This window comes from Arthrobacter sp. 01L42, assembly GCF_056400005.1.
Genome location: NZ_JBFTSL010000009.1, coordinates 132,695 through 150,084, shown reverse-complemented (window position 1 = coordinate 150,084; position 17,390 = coordinate 132,695). Strand labels below are relative to the sequence as shown.

Sequence of the window (17,390 nt, the reverse complement as noted above, 5' to 3'; positions counted from 1 at the left end):
GACCGCAGTGGCCCCCGCGGCCCCGCCGCGGCGACCGCCGGCGGACGAAGGGCGGGACCTTCAGCACTTTCCCCGCACCGTAAAATAAGTACACTTACTAATATCCCGGCGGGGGATACGAGGGAACTAGGAGTGTTGCAAATGGCGGGATATTTTGAGCTCGTGGACGCGCCCGAGGGCGGCTACCGCATTCGGATGATGGACGGGGCAGGGCAACTGATGGCAGTCTCAGTGACGTTTCCCACCAAGAAAGCCGCCGTTGCCGGCGTCGCCCAGGCAAGGGAAATCGCCGGAACCGGCCTGATCAGGGACCGCAGCGCCGATGGCCGGGCCGCCGTGCCCGGATCGTCCGCCCGGGTGATCAGGGGGCGGCGCGGCGGTGCCGGGCGCTCAAACTCCACCTTGGGGGGCTCGCTGGCGGGCAAGAGGGCGCAGGCCCGTACCTGACCTGATCATCGAGTAGGCCGTTTCCCCAGCCGGTTCGCCGCGCCGAACGGTTACAGTATGGCCATGAAGCCGCGGGGGAATCGGAACACCGGCCGTGCCCGGAAGAATCTGCTGGGCCGTGTGGCGGTGCCGCTCACTGCCGCGGCCATGCTGCTCGCCGGGCTGGCCCTTCTTGCCCAGCCGGTGACGCAGGAGGACTTTGGCTGGGTAGCGTATGCTCCGGTGGCCACGGGGCCCGTTGTGCTGCAGGGGCTCATGGTCATGGGCCCGTGGATCTGGGCAGGGGTCGCGCTGATCAGCATCGGGTTGCTCCTGCTGGCGTTCTGGTCCGGCTACCGCACGGGCCGGCAGGCCCGGGACCGCGGCGACGACTCCCGCTAGGCGGCTGCCGCTCGGCCGTCCGCCCCGCGGCCGGGCTGAAGCGCCGCCAGCCGCCAGCCGACGCCCCCGAGGAGACAGCTCGCGGCGTTCCGGACGCGAAACACTGCCGTGATGTGCCGTCTCGGCGGTACGCTGGCCGGGCAGCGCCTAACCGTCGAGGAGGACCTCATGAGCCAGCACCACACCCCCGGAAGGGTCGCCGTTGTCACCGGAGCCGGTTCCGGCATCGGCCGCGCAGTGGCCAGGCTCATGCTGGCCGAGGGCTACCGGGTGGTCCTGGCGGGGCGGCGGGAAGAACCGCTCCGAGAGACCGCGGCCGGCCACCGCCAGGCGCTCGCGGTCCCGTGCGATGTCACCGTCCCCGCCGACGTCGAACGGCTTTTCGCCGCCGCGCTGGGGCAGTGGGAGCGCGTGGACGTGCTCTTCAACAACGCCGGCGTGTTCGGCCCCGCCGCCGCGGTGGACGAGATCACCGTGGAGGACTGGGACGCGACCGTCGCCGTGAACCTCACGGGGTCCCTCCTTTGCGCCGGTGCCGCCGTCCGGGCCATGAAGGCCCAGTCGCCCCAGGGCGGACGGATCATCAACAACGGTTCGGTCGCGGCGCATTCGCCCCGGCCGCGGACGGTGGCCTACACGGTGACCAAGCACGCCATCACCGGGCTGACTAAAAGCATTGACCTGGACGGCCGGGGCTTCGGCATCAGCTGCGGACAAATCGATATCGGCAACGCGGCGACGGAACTCATGGAGGAGATCGGCGTCGGTTCCGGGACCGCCCAGGCAGACGGCAGCCTGCGGGCCGAGCCGACCTTTGCGGTGCAGGACGCCGCCCGGGCCGTGCTGCTGATGGCCGGGATGCCGGCGTCGGCCAACGTGGGATCCCTCGTGGTGACAGCTGCGGGCATGCCGTTCATCGGGCGCGGCTGAGGCGCGGCTGGGGGCACGACTGCGGGCGCGGGCCCCGGCTGGTGGGTCCTGAGGGACGCCGCCGGGTGACCTAGAGGGGCAGGAGGGCGGACAGGTCCGCGCGCAGTCCCGAGGCGGCAACACGGCCGGCGGCGACGGCGTCGGCCCAGCTCAATCGTCCGCTGACCATCGCCAGCCAGGTGTCGGCGTCGCACTCGATGACGTTTGGCGGGGTGCCGCGCGTGTGCCGCGGGCCCTCCACACACTGGGTGACGCCGAACGGCGGGACGCGCACCTCCACGGAGTTCCCGGGCGCCCGCGCGGTGACTTCTTCCAGGCAGTATCGCACCGCCGTCGCGATCGTGGTGCGCGGGACGGCGCCGGGTCCTCCAGAGCCCGGGACCCCGGCGGCCGGCACGTTCGGGCCCGGTGCGGTCGCGGTGGCTTCCTGCCACGCGGCGAGTGCCGCGCGGCCCTCGTCCATGGCGATTCGACGGCGCGATACAGCCACTTTCCCGAGTCTCCTAGTCCAGCAGTGCCGCGACGGCCCGCCCGAGCCGGATCTTGCCTACCGGGCGTCCCCCGCCCAGTACCGGGTCCACCACCTTGTCCAGGACGCTGGACACTTCAGGGATTTCGACGGCGCCGGAGGCCGCGAGGAGCGTCAGCCCGACCAGTGTGGTGGCCCGGATGTTGCCGTCGAGCATCTTGATGGCAACCGAGACGCCCTGGCGGGTGGCCATGACCAGGACGCCCTCGGCGCCGATCTTGGCCAGGATGCCGAGTTCGTCCATGACGATTGTGTTGGCCTGCCCTCGCCCCTGGACGGCCCACGGGTAGTCCAGCATGGACGTGGCAATGGTGGCTGCCCGCGCGTTCGAGTTCTTGTCGCCCGGGGCCTTGGCCAGCTTCGAGTAGGCCCGGGCCAGGCCGATCAGGGAGACGGCGGCAACCGGCGCGCCGCAGCCGTCGATGCCCAGGTGGGTGATGCGTTCGCCGCAGTACTCCTCGATCACGGAGCGGATGCGCTGCTGCAGCGGGTGGTTGGGTTCGAGGTAGCTGTTCTTGTCCCAGCCGTTCTCCGTGCACGCCCAAAGGAACGCGGCGTGTTTGCCCGAACAGTTGAAGGCCAGCCGGGACTTGCCCCGCTCGGTCTGGACGAGCCAGTTCCGGGCGGTCTCATCCTGGGGCCAGTCGGCCGGGCACTGCAGCTGGTCTTCCTTGGCCCCGGCCGCCTTGAGCATGCCCTCGACCACGTCCATGTGATCCAGGGATCCGACGTGGCTGCCGCACGCGATGGCCACCTGGGCGCCCCGCAGGGGTACGCCGGACTGCATCGAGGCCAGGGCCTGCAACGGTTTGAGCGTGGACCGGGCAAAGATCGGGGCGTTCACATCGCCGAGCTCGATCACTACCGTCCCGTCCGCGGCCAGCACCACGGCCGAGCCGATGTGGCGGGACTCCACGAAGCCGCTGCGTTCGATGACTGCCAGTTCGACGGCGGAGTCGACTGTGAATGTTGCATGCGGGTTCAAAGCCATGCTGCAAGTCTATGGTGCCCGGTGCTGATACCCCGGTTATTCCACGGTCACCATCACCGACTGCCAGCCGGAGGCGCCGTCCGGAACCGGATCCGCCCGCTTGTCCGTCTGGACCTCGCCCTTGCCGTCCGTGGCGCGTACCTTGATGTAGTGCGGGCCCGGCGTGGCATCCCAGTCCAAGGACCACTGCCGCCACGTGATGAGGGAGGCCTCGTCGGAGAGTACCGCCTCGGTCCAGGGCCCGCTGTCGATCTGCACCTCGACCTTGGTGATCCCGCGGGTCTGGGCCCACGCGGTGCCGCCGATGGCGATCTTTCCGGCGGGGACCTTGGCGAAGGACTTGGGCACCTCGACCCGCGCCATGGTCTTGATCGGGCCGCGTTCGGACCAGCCCCGCTGGGTCCAGTACGCCTTGCTGTCCGCGAACCGGGTCACCTCCAGGTCCACCACCCACTTGGTGGCGGAGACGAAGCCGTACAGGCCGGGAACCACCATCCGCACCGGGTAGCCGTGCTCGAGCGGGAGCGCCTCGCCGTTCATGCCGATCGCCAGCATCGCGTCGCGGTCGTCCTGGAGGACTTCCAGGGGCGTCGAGGCGCTGAAGCCGTCAGCCGAGGTGGAAAGCACCATGTCCGCGCCCTGTGTGGGGCGGGCCAGCTTCAGGGCGTCGCGGATGGGCATGCCCAGCCACTTGGCGTTGCCGGCCAGATTGCCGCCGACCGGGTTGGACACGCAGGTCAGGGACACATGGGATTCGATGAGCTGGGCGTCGAGCAGGTCCTGGAAGGTGAGCCGGACCTCTTGTTCCACGAGGCCGTGGATGCGCAGTTCCCAGTCCTGGACGTTGATCTCCGGCACGCTCAGCGCCGTGTCGATCCGGTAGAAGTCCTTGTTCGGGGTCAGCCACGGCGTGACGCCGGGCGCCTTGGACTGGACCCCGGCCGGGACCGCGGCGGCGGCCTTGGCGGGCGCGGGCAGCTGCAGCGACTCGCGGGCCGCGGCCACGTTGCTGCGGGCCGCGCTCAGCAGGCGTCCGCCGGTGGCGGCAACAGCCGAGGCGGCCGCGGTGATGCCGGCGGCGGCGAAGAACCCGCGCCGAGTGGTCGCCGGGCGCTCGGGTTCCTTCGCGGCGACGTCGGCGGCCCGGTCCGGCCATTCCTGCATCCGCCACAGCCGGGTGATCAGGAGCCGCAGCACCACCAGCCCGGCGACGGTGCCGATCAGGGAGGGAATGGCATCGATCGGCTTGACGCTGGCCCGCGTCACCACGCTGCCGACGATCACGGCGCCCATCAGCACCACCCCGGCCACACCCAGGGCCCATGTCCGGTACGCCACGATGCCGAGCACGCACGCCAGGAGCAGGATCGTGACCGCCATGCCGACGAATAATGCGGCCTTGTCGTTGGTGCCGAACGTTTCGACGGCGAAGTTCTTCATCCACAGCGGCGTGAAGTCGATGAACGTCGATCCCAGCGCAATCAGGGGCGTCGCCCGTGTGGTGAAAAACGCCCCGATCAGTTCCGCGACGGACAGGACGACGGCGGCCGCAGCCACTCCGGCCACCGCGGCCAGGGCTGTGGCGCCGCGGGACCGCTTGCTGGGCTTCATGCTGGGTTTGTTCATACATGCCATTCGTAGCCGCGCGCCCCGCGGATTGTCCGGCGCCGGGCCTGGTTCCGGGCGTGTGCGCATGCCCTCCTGCCGGACCCTGGCGTGGACATGCCCCGCGGTCCCCGGGACATGTCCAGTCTTGGGACCCGGGCGTGGGCATGTTTTCCGGTACCACGGGACATGTCCAGTCCTGGGACCCGGGCATGGGCATGCTGGCATTATGCCCAGTGGCCGCGGCCGGGGCAGGACATGTGCCCCGGATTGCCCGGCGGCCGTCGGTGCCGCGCTGCGGACTCAGATGCAGTCCCGCGGCTGGTGCCTGGGTCTGTGACAGGCGGCCGGGGACATGTCCGGCCGTAACTTGGCGCGTGCAACATGCTCCCCGGACCCAGTAGGACATGTCCAGCCTTGGCACCCCGGCAGGGGCATGCTCTCCGGCACCACGGGACATGTCCAGCCTCGGGAGCCAGGCATGGGCATGGTGGCATTATGCCCAGTGGCCGCGGCCGGGACTGGGCATGTCCCGCGGGTTGTCCCCGGTACCCGGCGCTGCTGAGCTCAGGATTGCCTGGTGCCCGGGACTGCCGGACTCAGGATTGCCGCCCTGCGCCGGGAGCGCCGAGCCGCGGATTGCCCGGCGCCCGCGAGGCGCCGCCGCGAAAATTGAGCATGTCCGGCGGCCGACACAGCTTAGGAGCCTGCGGGGTGCACCACGTACCCTTGGAGACTGTGAAGGTACTTGTCATCGGCCCCGGCGGCCGCGAACACGCCATTGTCCGATCCTTGCTTGCAGACCCGAACGTTTCCGAGGTCCACGCGGCCCCGGGCAACGCCGGCATCAGCGCGCTGGTCCCCACATATGCGATCGACGCGAACGATCCCGACGCCGTCGCGGCGTTGGCCCTCAAGCTCACCGTCGACCTGGTGGTGGTCGGTCCGGAGGCGCCCCTCGCCGCCGGCGTGTCCGACGCCGTCCGCGCCGCCGGCGTCCCGGTCTTCGGCCCCAGCAAGGCCGCGGCCCAGCTGGAAGCGTCCAAGGCCTTCGCCAAGGAAGTCATGGCCGAGGCCGGCGTGCCCACCGCAATGGCCCGCGTTGCCTCCAACGCCGGGGAAGCCGCCGACGCCCTCGATACCTTCGGCGCCCCGTACGTCGTCAAGGACGACGGGCTCGCGGCCGGCAAGGGCGTCGTGGTCACCTCCAACCGGGACGAGGCCCTCGCGCATGCCCAGACCTGCTTCGACGCGGGCGGCACCGTGGTGATCGAGGAGTTCCTGGACGGACCCGAGGTCTCCGTGTTCGTCCTTTGCGACGGCACCAACACCTTGGCCCTGTCCCCGGCGCAGGACTTCAAGCGCATCTTCGACAACGACGAGGGCCCCAACACCGGCGGCATGGGCGCGTACACACCGCTGGAGTGGGCCCCCGAAGGCCTCGTGCAGGAAGTGATCGACCGCGTCGCCCAGCCCACGGTCAACCAGATGGCGCACCGCGGCACCCCGTTTGTCGGCGTCCTCTTCGTCGGCCTCGCCCTGACCTCGCGCGGCACGCGGGTCATCGAATTCAACGTCCGGTTCGGCGATCCCGAAACCCAGGCCGTCCTCGCCCGGCTCAAGACGCCCCTCGGCGGGCTGCTCATGGCCGCCGCCAAGGGCGAGCTGGACAAGGTGCAGCCGCTGCGCTGGTCCAAGGACACGGCCGTCGCCGTCGTCGTGGCCGCCGAAAACTACCCCGACACCCCGCGGACGGGCGACCGCATCCGGGGCCTGAAGAAGGTCGACGCCCTGGACGGCGTCCACGTGATCCACGCCGGGACCAAGCTCGACGGCGAAGGCAAGGTCGTCTCCGCCGGCGGCCGCGTCCTGGCCGTGGTGGCGCTGGGCACGGACCTCGTGGAGGCCCGGGAGCGGGCGTACGACGGCGTCGAGCTCGTCCAGCTGGACGGCAGCCAGTTCCGCACCGATATCGGCGGCAAGGCCGCCCGCGGCCAGATCCGGGTAGCCGGGCCGGGAACCGCGGCCGCGTCGAAAGCGAAGGCATGAACGTGACCGAATCCGCAGCGCCGACGCCCGGCACCCAGCCCGAGACCACGCCTGAGACCACGCCTGAGACCACGCCTGAGACCCCGCCCAAGGGCGGGCTCGACACCGCCACGCAGGAGCTGCCCGGCTGGCGGCACGTCTACTCCGGCAAGGTCCGCGACCTCTACGTCCCCGCGGACCCGTCCCTCGCGGAACGCTTCGGCCAGGATTGTGTCCTGGTGGTGGCCAGCGACCGGATCAGTGCGTTCGACCACGTCCTGGCCAGCGAGATCCCGGACAAGGGCCGCATCCTTACCCAGCTGAGTCTGTGGTGGTTCGACCAGCTCGACGTCGCGCACCACGTCCTCGCCTCCACGGCCGACGACGGTGTCCCCGCCGCCGTCGAGGGCCGGGCAATGATCTGCAAGAAGCTGGACATGTTCCCGGTCGAATGCATCGCCCGCGGCTACCTCACCGGCACCGGGCTCGCGGAGTACCGCGCGTCGGGCACAGTGTGCAGCATCCCACTGCCCGCCGGCCTGGTTGACGGGTCACGGCTGCAGGAGGCGATCTTCACGCCGTCGGCCAAGGCCGAGGTGGGTGAGCACGACGAGAACATCACTTATGACGCCGTCGTCGGCCTCGTGGGTGCGGACGTCGCGGCGGACCTGAGCAGGCTGACCCTGGAGATCTATACCAAGGCCGAGGAAATCGCGCGCGGCCGCGGCATCATCCTGGCGGACACCAAGGTGGAGTTCGGCCTCGACGCGGCGACCGGCGTCATCACGCTGGGCGACGAGGTGCTGACCCCGGATTCCTCACGGTTTTGGGATGCGGCCACGTACCGGCCCGGGCAGGCGCAGCCGTCCTATGACAAGCAGTATGTGCGCGACTGGCTGACCTCGCCGGAGTCGGGCTGGGACAAGGCCTCGGACACGCCCCCGCCCGTCCTTCCGGCCGACGTCGTGGCGCGAACCCGCAGCCGCTACGTGGAGGCCTACGAGAAGCTCACCGGCCGGACGTTCGCGTAGCCGGGCCGTCCCCTGGCCCGGTCCGGCCGGGGCTAGGCTTCCGCGGAAGCGGCCTCGGCCCGGCGCTGGGCGAGCTTGATCTCGAGCACGGCGTCCAGCGCCTGCTGGACCCGGTCCGAGGCGCCCGCCGCGCTGAACTCCTTCTGGGCTTCCTCAAGGTACACCAACGCCTCCGCGGCCTCCCCGGCAGCCTTGAGCGCCTTCCCCAGCAGCAGGGAGACCTCGCCGGCCGTGTGCCGGGCCAGAGCCTCCCGCTCGGCGTGGATCTCGCGCAGCTTCTGGACGGCGGCCACGATGTCGCCCGTGAGGTAGAGCCAGCGGGCCCGGATGAAGGCGACCTCCAGCTGGTCGGTCTTGTTGCCGCCGACAATCGACAGGGCCAGTTCGGCGCGCTCGATCGATGAGAGCGTCTCGGGTTCGACTATTCCCGAGGAGAGGCGGACGGCGGCGGAGGCCTTGTTGAACCGGGCCCACAGGTCGATGTCGTTGGCCGGGGAGAGCAGCCGGCCGGCCCGCTCGTGGTACTTGATCCCCTCGGGATAGTCGTGGCGCATGAAGGCCACGTTGCCGATCACCCAGGCCACCTCGCCGGCGAGCTGGGACATCGAGTGGTCGTCCATCTGGTCGTTCATGGCCTGGCAGTACTCCCAGGCCTCATCGAGCCGGCCGCTCTCGGCCAGGGCACCAATCAGGGCGCGGAGGGCGCCGATGATCATGGTGGAGCCTTTGGGCAGCTGTGCGCAGAGCCGCACCGCTTCCTGCGCATGCTCGACGGCGGCGGTCAGCTGCCCCTGGCCCTGCGAGGCTGCGGCGAGCATCTGCTGGGCCCGGACGCCGAGCCCGGCAGACTCCGCGGCCATCGGGTGCTCCAGGAGATTCTGGACCACGTCCTTGCACTCCTGCCAGAGGCCCTGCTTGATCAGGCACTCGGCCTGCATATAGGTCATGTTCCACCACGCGCTGGTGTTCTTGGCCTCCAGGGCGATCTTGGCGGCGGCGGCGGCGTGGGTGGCGGCCACGGGGTAGTCCCGGAGGTCCCAGGCCTGCCGGGCATACAATCCCGCGAGCACGTATTCGGCGTCGCTGACGGACACCGGCTGGCTCCAGGCCTCGAGCGCCTTGGGGGCCAGTTCAAGCCGGCGGGCAAGCTCCTCGATGACATCGGCGGTCGGCTCGCGGCGTCCGGTTTCCAGCAGAGAAATGTAGCTGGGGGAGTACAGGTCACGGCCCAACTCCGCCTGCGTCAGGCCCCGTTCGAGCCGTTCCGCGCGGAGCTTCTCCCCAAATCCGTTCCCCACGGATACCTCCTAATTCCGGACATTCTTTGTACTAAATGCTTGACAGTCTCTGTAGAAACCATTTTACAATGTGTGTCAACAAGGGTAGTGCTGACTTGGTTAAGGAACCCCAACCCATATTGAGGAAACTTATGTTGAAGAAGATTGCAGCCGGCGCCGTTTTGGCGGGCGCACTGGCATTCTCCGCCGCGGCCCCGGCCGTGCTGTCCGCTGCTTCACTTACCGATGTCTCAGACGTTGCCGCCGTCGGCAACTGGCCCGATCCCATGCGCACCGCCCAGGCGGTGGGCAACTGGCCCGACCCCATGACCCACTCGCTGAACGTCGGCAACTGGCCCGACCCGATGTAACAAGCCCGACACGGCAGGCCCGGCGCAGCAACGGCCGGCTGCCTGCGGCACGGATATCCGGCGCAGCCCCGGGAGATTTCCTCCCGGGGCTGCGTTGTGTCCGGGGGGCAGGGGCCGGGCCCTGGGCCGGGACGATCGCCGGTGCCGGTGTCATGAAATCGTGCCGGACCTACCACCGGACATACAAAAGAGGACCCTCCGTGTGGAGGGCCCTCTTTGTGTTTGGTCGGGATGACAGGATTTGAACCTGCGACCTCGTCGTCCCGAACGACGCGCGCTACCAAGCTGCGCCACATCCCGATCCGTTGCTTCAAAAGCAACTTCACAAGAGTATCCGATCATGGCCCCGGATGTGAAATCGGGCGCCGGCCGGGACGTGTCCCGCCGTCGTCCCGGCCCGGACGCCGACCGGTCCCGGCAGGCGCTGTTCAGACCAGCGAGTCTTTCCAGGCGCCGTGGAGCCGAGCGAAGGCGCCGCCGTCGCCGATCAGCTGCTCCGGGGTGCCGTCCTCCACGACCCGTCCGTCGTGCACCACCAGCACCCGGTCCGCCGTCTCCACGGTGGAGAGCCGGTGGGCAATGATCAGCGCTGTCCGCCCGGGACCGGGGGCCGAGTCCGGGCCGGGGGCCGAGTCTGCAACGGGCTGTCCGCCGCCCGCCTGTCCACCGGACGGCCGCTGGCCGGCCTCCCGGGTGCCGGCCTCCCGTGTCCCGCGCAGGAGCCCCGCGAGGCCCTGCTGGACCATGCGCTCCGACGGGATGTCCAGCGAGGACGTTGCCTCGTCCAGGATCAGCACGGCCGGGCGGGCCAGGAACGCGCGGGCGAAGCTGATCAGCTGGCGCTGCCCGGCGGAGACGCGGCCGCCGCGCTTGTTGACGTCGGTGTCGTAGCCGTCCGGCAGTTCCATGATGAAGGCGTGCGCCCCCACCGCCCGGGCCGCGTCCTCGATCTCCGCACGCGAGGCTTCGGGCCGGCCCAGGGCGATGTTGTCCGCCACGGAGCCGCTGAACAGGAAGGCCTCCTGGGTGACCATGACGACGTTCCTGCGCAGGTCCTCGGTGCTGAGCTGGCGCAGGTCCACGCCGTCGAGGGTCAGGGACCCGGCGGAGACGTCGTAGAAGCGGGCAATCAGCTTCGCGAGCGTGGATTTGCCGGCGCCGGTCTGCCCGACGAGCGCGACCGTCTGCCCGGCGGGGATGTGCAGGTCCAGCCTCGGGATGACCACCGGGCCGTCGCCGTAGCGGAATTCGACGCCGTTGAAGTCGATGCTGCCCCGCGCGTCGTGCAGGGCCGCGGGTGTTTTCGGCGGCCGCACGGTGGGGACCTCCTCGAGCAGGCCCGAGACCTTTTCCAGGGCCGCCTGGGCGCTTTGGAAGGAGTTGTAGAACATGGCCATCTGGTCCACCGGCTGGAAGAAGCGCTTGGCGGACAGGATCAGGGCCAGGAGCACGCCGACCTCCAGGTCGCCGCTGAGGACCCGGAAGCCGCCGGTGAGCAGCACGAGGGCCACGCACACGTTCCCGATCAGTACCAGCCCCGGCTGGAAGATGCCGTTGAGGTTGATGGAGCGGACGGTCGCGCGGCGGTAGTCCTCCGACAGTTCGGAGTAGCCCGCGGCATTCTCGCGTTCCTTCCGGAAGGCCTTCACGGCGCGGATCCCGGTCATGGTCTCCACGAAGTGCACGATCAGCCGGGCCGAGACCACCCGGGATTCGCGGAAGGCGATCTGGGAGTGCTTCTGGTACCAGCGGGCCAGGAAATACATCGGCACGCCGGCGGCCAGCACCAGCACGCCGCTGCGCCAGTCCAGGGCGAACACCGTCACGGCGGTAAACGCCATGAACAGCATTCCCGAGGCCAGCGAGCTCACGCCGGAATCCAGGAGTTCGCGCAGTGCCTCCAGGTCCGAGGTCTGCCGGGCGATGATGCGCCCCGAGGTGTATTTCTCGTGGAATTCCAGGCTCAGCCGCTGCGTGTGGCGGAAGACCCGGACGCGGAGGTCCAGCAGCATCGCCTGGCTGAGCCGCGCCGTCGAGGTCACGTACAGGGCGGTCAGGCCGGCGGCCACGACGGCCGCGGCAAGGTAGGCGGCGCCGGTCAGCACCAGGGGCAGGTTGTCGCCGGCGCGCACGGCGGGCAGGGCGTGGTCGATGCCGAAGGCGATCAGGGCCGGCCCGGCCACGCGGGCGGCCTGGGACAGCACGACGGCGCCGATCGTCAGCCAGAACCGGGCCCGGACGGGGCGAATCAGGGAGCCCAGGAGGGTCAGGGAGCGTCGCCGGACGGCCTTGCTTTCGTTCCTGCTGAGGTGCGCGTTGTCCTCATTGGCGGTGCCGAACGTTGCGCTGCTCATCGGGAAATCTCCTCGGACTGGTCCTCGAGGGCGGACAATTCTGAATCCAGGTCCCGCGGTTCCGGGTCCAGGCTGGCGATCACGTAGCGGTAATGGCTGTTCTTGGCGAGCAGTTCCGCATGGGTTCCGACGGCGGCGATCCGGCCGTCCTCGAGCAGGGCCACCCGGTCGGCCAGCGCCACCGTGGAAGGCCTGTGGGCCACGATCAGCGTGGTGGTGTCCGCGAGGACCTTGCGCAGCCGGGCCTCGACGAGGACCTCGGTGTTCACATCCAGCGCCGAGAGCGGGTCGTCCAGGACCAGCACGGCCGGTTTCGCGGCGATGGCCCGGGCCAGGGCGATGCGCTGGCGCTGGCCGCCGGAGAGGCTGAGGCCCTCCTCGCCGATCAGGGTATCGACGCCGTCCGGCAGGGAATAGGCGAAGTGGGCCTGGGCGACGTCGAGGGCTTCCTCCAGGGCCGCGTCGCGGCCCTCCGCCGATCCGGCGTCGGGCGCGCCGAGCAGGACGTTGTCCCGGACGGAGCTGGAGAACAGCGTGGTGTCCTCGAACGCCACGGAGACCACGGTGCGCAGGTCCTCCACCGCGAACTCGCGCAGGTCCACTCCGTCGATGGTGATGGCACCGCCGGTGACGTCGTAGAGGCGGGGGACCAGCTGGAGCAGGGCGCTCTTGCCGCCGCCCGTGATGCCCACGAGGGCCATGGTTTCGCCGGGGCGGATGTCCAGGGTGATGTTCTTGAGGATCGGCTTGTCCGGGGCGTCCTCGAACGCGAACGAGGCATTGCGGAAGCTGAGGGCACCCTTGAGGCCGGCCGGGCGGCGGGGCTGGTCCGGGCTGGTGATCGTGTTCTGCGCGTCCATGACCTCGAAGTGCCGGTCCACCGCGGACTTCGCGGTGAGGGCCATCGCCAGCAGCATGCCGCAGAACTCGACCGGCGCGGCGACCACGGCGGCGGTGGCGAAGAAGGCCACCAGGGACCCGATGGAGAGCTGGTCCGTGGAGGCCAGCAGGATGCCGACGACGAGGCCGGCGCCGAGCGCGAGTTCGGGCAGGAGCGTCACCACCAGGCTGAACGTGGCCAGGTGCTTGGCCTTGGCGATCTCGGTCTGCCGGAGTTCCTCGGCCTGTTCGTTGAAGTTCTCCAGGGCCTCCCGGCTGCGGCCGAAGGCCTTCAGGACGCGGATGCCGTGCACGGATTCCTCGACCGTGGTGGCGAGGTCCCCGGCCTGGTCCTGGCTGCGCCGGGCCACCTTGCTGAAGCGGGTGCGGAAGCGGAATCCGTAGATCATGATCGGCACGGCGGCGGCCAGGAAGATCAGGGCCAGCTGCCAGCTCATGGCAAACATCACCGCGACGCCGATCACCACGGTGAGCGTCGTGACCACCAACATGATGGCGCCGAAGGCCATCCAGCGGCGCAGGAAGTTCAGGTCCGTCATGGCCCGGGACAGCAGCTGACCGGAGCCCCAGCGGTCATGGAAGGAAACTGTGAGGTCCTGCAGATGCCCGTAGAGCGAGACCCGCATCCGGGTCTCGACGGTGGTGGCGGGATTGATGACGAACTGCCGGCGCAGGGCCACGAGGCCCGCCTCGGCGATGCCCAGGACCAGGATGAGGAGCGAGGCAGTCCAGACGGCTTCCGCGCTGCCGCCGGGGGTCAGGGACTCGTTGACCAGCACGCGAAGCACCTGCGGGATGGCCAGTGCCATGACGCTGGCCAGCAGCGCGCAGAGCAGGCCCATGACCAGCCGGGGCAGGATTGGCCTGACGTGCGGGTAGAGACGGCTGATGGAGGTGAAGAATGAGCTCTGCTTGGCCATGCCTGCTTCTTAAGACGCCCGTGCATAGATCGCACCGTTGAATGTAGTTTCCTGTAGCAACTACCCTAGGCCATCGGGTGACCGGATTCACACGTTGTTCAGCGCTCCCAGCATCTCGCCCAGTCATTGCGATCCGCAATAGGTGCGGGCGGCGGGTGACCGCGGGACATGTCCGGTGGTGCCGCGCCCGGTGGGACCTGTCCGGTGGTGGCCGCAGCGGGTGGGCATTGTGGGCCTATGCCCAGTGCCCGCGACCAGGGGAGGGCATGTCCCGTGGGCTCGGGCGCCAGGGGAGGGCATGTCCACCGGCCAGGCCGGAGGGCGGGCAGCACTGGCCGCGGCCAGGCCTAGGCGCGGGAGGTCAGCGTGAGCAGAACGGCTTCGGGCCGGCAGGCAATGCGGACCGGGGCGAAGCGGGACGTGCCGATGCCGCCCGAGACGTTCACCGGCGTCGTCCTCCCGTTGCTCTCCCAGGTGTGCAGCCCCCGGGCCCGCCAGGTGGGCAGGTCGCAGTTGGTGACCAGGGCCCCGTAGCCCGGGACGCAGATCTGGCCGCCGTGGGTGTGGCCGGCCAGGAGGAGGTGGGCGCCGGCTTCGGTGAAGTGGTCGAGGACGCGCTGGTAGGGTGCGTGCGCGACGGCGATGCGCAGGTGCGGGTCGGCGTCCCGGCCCTTGGTCCCGCGCGGCCAGCCCGCGTACCGTTCGAGGCGCAGGTGCGGGTCGTCGACGCCGGAGAAATCGAAGCGCATGCCCTTGAGCACCACCGACTGGCAGCGGTTGGTCAGGTCCACCCAGCCGGACATGCCGAACTCGGCACGCAGCCGGGGCCAATCGAGCCTTTCCGGGCGTTTGCGCTCGCCCGAGGGCCCGAACAAATATGACGCCGGGTTCTTCAGGCTCGGGCCGAAGTAGTCGTTCGAGCCGGGGACAAACACACCGGGAAATTCCAGCAGGGGTCGCAGGGCCGCTACGAGGGGGTCCACGCCCTTGGCATGGCTGAGGTTGTCGCCCGTGTTCACCACGAGGTCCGGCCGTAACTGCGCCAGGGAGGACAGCCACTGCGCCTTCCGGTGCTGGCCCGGAACGAAGTGGATATCGGACAGGTGCAGTATCCGGAACGGGCCGAACCCGGCCGGCAGGATGGGGAGGGTTTCCTCCCTGACCACAAACTGGTTCTTCTCCCACAGCCCGTAGCCGGTAGCGGCCGCCCCCGCCGCCGTCCCGATCGCGGCGGTCACGGCAAAGCCGCGTCCGATGCTTCGAACGCGGCTCGCCAGATCATTGCCCAGGGTCATCGGCTACTTCTTGCCGGAGGACTTCGTCGGTGCCGGTGTCGGGTCGGCGGACGGTTGCGTGGCCGGCTCGGTGCTCTTGCCGGTCGGAATGGTGGTCCGCGGCACTGTTATCGGGTCCGGGACCGGGGCCGGGGAGTACAGCATGTCCGACGGCGGGGCCGGGAACGGATCGGTGCCATAGGCCGGTGCCACCTGGGCCATGTAGTTCGAGAACTGCGGCCCGGCGATCATGTAACCGTCGATGCCCGTGTAGAAGTTGCCGTTGATCGTGACGTTCTGCCCGGCGCGCTGCTGGTTGCCCAGGGGATCGCCAAACCACGTGGCCGTTGCCAGGCCGCTGGTGTAGCCCGCCACCCAGGTGGAGCTGTTGTTGTCGTTGGTGCCGGTCTTCGCCGCGATGGGGAACGTGGTCCGGGTCGAAATCCGGGGCTGGATCAGCGAGCCCGAGCCGCGGTTGAGCACTTCCTGCATGGCGTACGCGACGCCGTGGGCCACCTCGGGCTTGATCGCGTCCCGGCAGTTGGGAGACTGCGCCGGCAGCTGGGCGCCGGTCGCGTCCGTCACCGACTCGATGGCCATCGGTTCACAGTACTTGCCGTCATTGGCGAAGGTGGCGAAGGCGCTGGCCATGGTCAGCGGCGCCGTCTGGCGGGCGCCGATCAGGCTGCTCAACCGGGTCATCGGAACCTTGGGGTTGGGATCGTCGCCGTTCGGGCTCGGCAGGCCTTCGTGGATACCGACGGCGTCCACGATCTTCTGGATCCCGCAGAGGTCCACCTGGGCGGCAGAGGCGAACGTGATGGTGTTGATCGAGTTCGCCAGGCCGTCCAGGACAGACATGTACTTGTAATGCTTATCGTCCGCGTTCTGCAGGTCATGGGTGCCGGCCGTGTCGTCGTACGAGTCAGTCGTCGGTGTGGGGCAGGTGTTCTTCCACGGGAAGCCGGGCGGGTATCGGCGCACGGCGCCGTTGAGTTGGGTGCTCATCGACTTGCCCTCGTTGAGCCACTCCGCGAACGTGAACGGCTTCATCGTGGACCCGGGCTGGAAGCCGCCGAGACCGTTGAGGTCATTGCCCTTGGCGTCCTGCACGTCCACGTTGAAGTTCTGGGTCTGGTCGAACTTGCCGTCGGCCGGGAACCAGACGGTGTTCTGGGCCATGGAGACGATCTTGCCCGAACCAGGCTGCACGGACACCAGCGAGGCGCCCCACTTGTCCGGGTTCGCGCCGGCCGATCCGTCCACCTGGGCCTGGGCCACGGACTGGGCCTTCGGGTCCAGCGTGGTTTTGATGGTCAGGCCGCCGCGGAAGATCTTCCGCTCACGCTCGGCAGCGTCGGCCCCGTACGCCGGATTGTTCAGGAGCAGGTGGAGCACGTAGTCGCAGAAGTACGGCGCCGTCTGCGAATACGCACAGCCCTGGCGGGGCTGGGTGACCTTGGTCTGCACCGGCGTCGCCACCGCGGCATCGTAGTCGGCCTGCTTGATCTTGCCCTGCGTCAGCATTGCGTGGAGCACGAGGTCGCGACGGACCTTGGCGTTCTCCGGATTGGTGATCGGGTCGTAGTAGGAGGGGCTGTTCACGACGCCGGCCAGCAGGGCCGCCTGCGGCAGGGTCAGGTCCTTGGCCGTGGTGCTGAAGAAGAACTTGGACGCGGCCTCGATGCCGTAGGCGTCCCGGTTGAAGAACACGATGTTCAGGTAGCCCTCAAGGATCTGCTCCTTGGTGAACTTCTTCTCCAGCGCGATGGCCAGCTTCATTTCACGGAGCTTGTCCCCGACGCCCTTGTTGACGCCGTTGAGCAGGACCTCGTCGCCCTTGCCTTCGGCCTCCAGCGAGGAGTTGATGACGTTGTTGACGTACTGCTGCGTGATCGTGGACGCGCCCTGCTTGTTGCCGCGGGCGGTGCTCACGAGCGCGCGCAGGATGCCGGTGGTGTCCACACCGCCGTGCTCATAGAAGCGGCTGTCTTCGATGGCGATGATCGCGTCCTTGATGTGCGGTGACATCTGGTCCAGCGAAACGCGGGTGCGGTTTTCCGCGTAGAGGTTCGCGATCGGGCTGCCGTCGGACGCCAGGATCGTGGTCGACTGGCTCGGCGGATCGACCTTCAGCTCAGCGGGGAGCGTGTCAAAAAACTGGATCGAACCGCTCGCCGCACTGCCCGAGACGGCCGCCGCGGGGACCAGGAGGCCCGCCACCAGGACACCGCAAATAGCGCTCACGCCCAGGAAAAGAAAGATCTTTCCGAGGGTGGTGGCCGTGTCGAATAAAGGGTTCTTGCCAGTCGCCATGTTTTCCACTTTACCGGCAACGACTAGGCTTTATGT

General features: G+C 69.1%; 14 protein-coding genes and 1 tRNA gene. 6 read left to right on the top strand and 9 right to left on the bottom strand.

The features are described 5' to 3' along the window. Positions 1-141: 141 nt before the first annotated feature. From AC1DN2_RS10380 to AC1DN2_RS10370, 3 genes are all read left to right on the top strand, one after another. Entirely contained in the window at positions 142-447 is a 306-nt protein-coding gene (locus AC1DN2_RS10380) for a hypothetical protein (RefSeq protein WP_223913587.1), read from the top strand. 63 nt (positions 448-510) lie between these two features. Next, entirely contained in the window at positions 511-828 is a 318-nt protein-coding gene (locus AC1DN2_RS10375) for a hypothetical protein (protein WP_476850260.1), read from the top strand. A 168-nt stretch (positions 829-996) separates the two neighbouring features. Then, entirely contained in the window at positions 997-1,758 is a 762-nt protein-coding gene (locus AC1DN2_RS10370; protein WP_476850259.1) for an SDR family oxidoreductase, read from the top strand. Between the two features lie 70 nt (positions 1,759-1,828). Here the strand turns inward: AC1DN2_RS10370 and AC1DN2_RS10365 are convergent, their stop codons facing one another. From AC1DN2_RS10365 to AC1DN2_RS10355, 3 genes are read right to left on the bottom strand one after another with little or no spacing between them, the layout of a single operon-like run. Then, positions 1,829-2,248: a sterol carrier family protein gene (locus AC1DN2_RS10365; protein WP_230009166.1), complete on the bottom strand. Its 420-nt coding sequence runs from the start codon at positions 2,246-2,248 to the stop codon at positions 1,829-1,831. Positions 2,249-2,261: 13 nt separating this feature from the next. Further along, positions 2,262-3,278 carry an asparaginase gene (locus AC1DN2_RS10360; RefSeq protein WP_079555582.1) on the bottom strand — a complete coding sequence of 339 codons (1,017 nt, stop codon included), beginning with the start codon at positions 3,276-3,278 and terminating at the stop codon, positions 2,262-2,264. Between the two features lie 36 nt (positions 3,279-3,314). Further along, a complete protein-coding gene (locus AC1DN2_RS10355; protein ID WP_476850258.1) occupies positions 3,315-4,904 on the bottom strand; it encodes a molybdopterin-dependent oxidoreductase in 1,590 nt (529 codons plus the stop codon). A gap of 717 nt (positions 4,905-5,621) precedes the next feature. On the opposite strand from AC1DN2_RS10355, the gene purD reads away from it, so the two are divergent. Continuing rightward, positions 5,622-6,932, top strand: a complete 1,311-nt coding sequence (gene purD / locus AC1DN2_RS10350) for a phosphoribosylamine--glycine ligase (RefSeq protein ID WP_476850257.1) — start codon at positions 5,622-5,624, stop codon at positions 6,930-6,932. Further along, the gene (locus AC1DN2_RS10345) at positions 6,929-7,942 is read left to right on the top strand and encodes a phosphoribosylaminoimidazolesuccinocarboxamide synthase (protein WP_476850256.1); all 1,014 of its coding nucleotides are present in this window, start codon (positions 6,929-6,931) and stop codon (positions 7,940-7,942) included. Before purD ends, AC1DN2_RS10345 begins: the two co-directional genes overlap by 4 nt. A 32-nt stretch (positions 7,943-7,974) precedes the next feature. On the opposite strand, the gene AC1DN2_RS10340 is transcribed toward AC1DN2_RS10345, so the two are convergent. Further along, positions 7,975-9,240 carry a helix-turn-helix domain-containing protein gene (locus tag AC1DN2_RS10340; RefSeq protein WP_459385576.1) on the bottom strand — a complete coding sequence of 422 codons (1,266 nt, stop codon included), beginning with the start codon at positions 9,238-9,240 and terminating at the stop codon, positions 7,975-7,977. Positions 9,241-9,371: 131 nt separating this feature from the next. Between AC1DN2_RS10340 and AC1DN2_RS10335 the strand changes: the two genes are divergently transcribed. Next, entirely contained in the window at positions 9,372-9,590 is a 219-nt protein-coding gene (locus AC1DN2_RS10335) for a hypothetical protein (protein WP_018776166.1), read from the top strand. Positions 9,591-9,813: 223 nt separating this feature from the next. Here the strand turns inward: AC1DN2_RS10335 and AC1DN2_RS10330 are convergent. From AC1DN2_RS10330 to AC1DN2_RS10310, 5 genes are all read right to left on the bottom strand, one after another. Next, positions 9,814-9,890 (bottom strand) — tRNA-Pro (locus AC1DN2_RS10330). A 128-nt stretch (positions 9,891-10,018) separates the two neighbouring features. After that, a complete protein-coding gene (locus tag AC1DN2_RS10325; RefSeq protein WP_476850255.1) occupies positions 10,019-11,944 on the bottom strand; it encodes an ABC transporter ATP-binding protein in 1,926 nt (641 codons plus the stop codon). Next, on the bottom strand, positions 11,941-13,764 hold the full coding sequence (locus AC1DN2_RS10320) for an ABC transporter ATP-binding protein (protein ID WP_476850254.1): 1,824 nt from the start codon (positions 13,762-13,764) through the stop codon (positions 11,941-11,943). The genes AC1DN2_RS10325 and AC1DN2_RS10320 overlap by 4 nt, the downstream gene beginning before the upstream one ends. Before the next feature lie 347 nt (positions 13,765-14,111). Further along, positions 14,112-15,059 (bottom strand): metallophosphoesterase, encoded by a 948-nt coding sequence (locus tag AC1DN2_RS10315; RefSeq protein ID WP_476850253.1) that lies wholly within the window; start codon positions 15,057-15,059, stop codon positions 14,112-14,114. A 3-nt stretch (positions 15,060-15,062) separates the two neighbouring features. Further along, a complete protein-coding gene (locus AC1DN2_RS10310) occupies positions 15,063-17,354 on the bottom strand; it encodes a transglycosylase domain-containing protein (protein WP_476850252.1) in 2,292 nt (763 codons plus the stop codon). Positions 17,355-17,390: the final 36 nt, after the last annotated feature.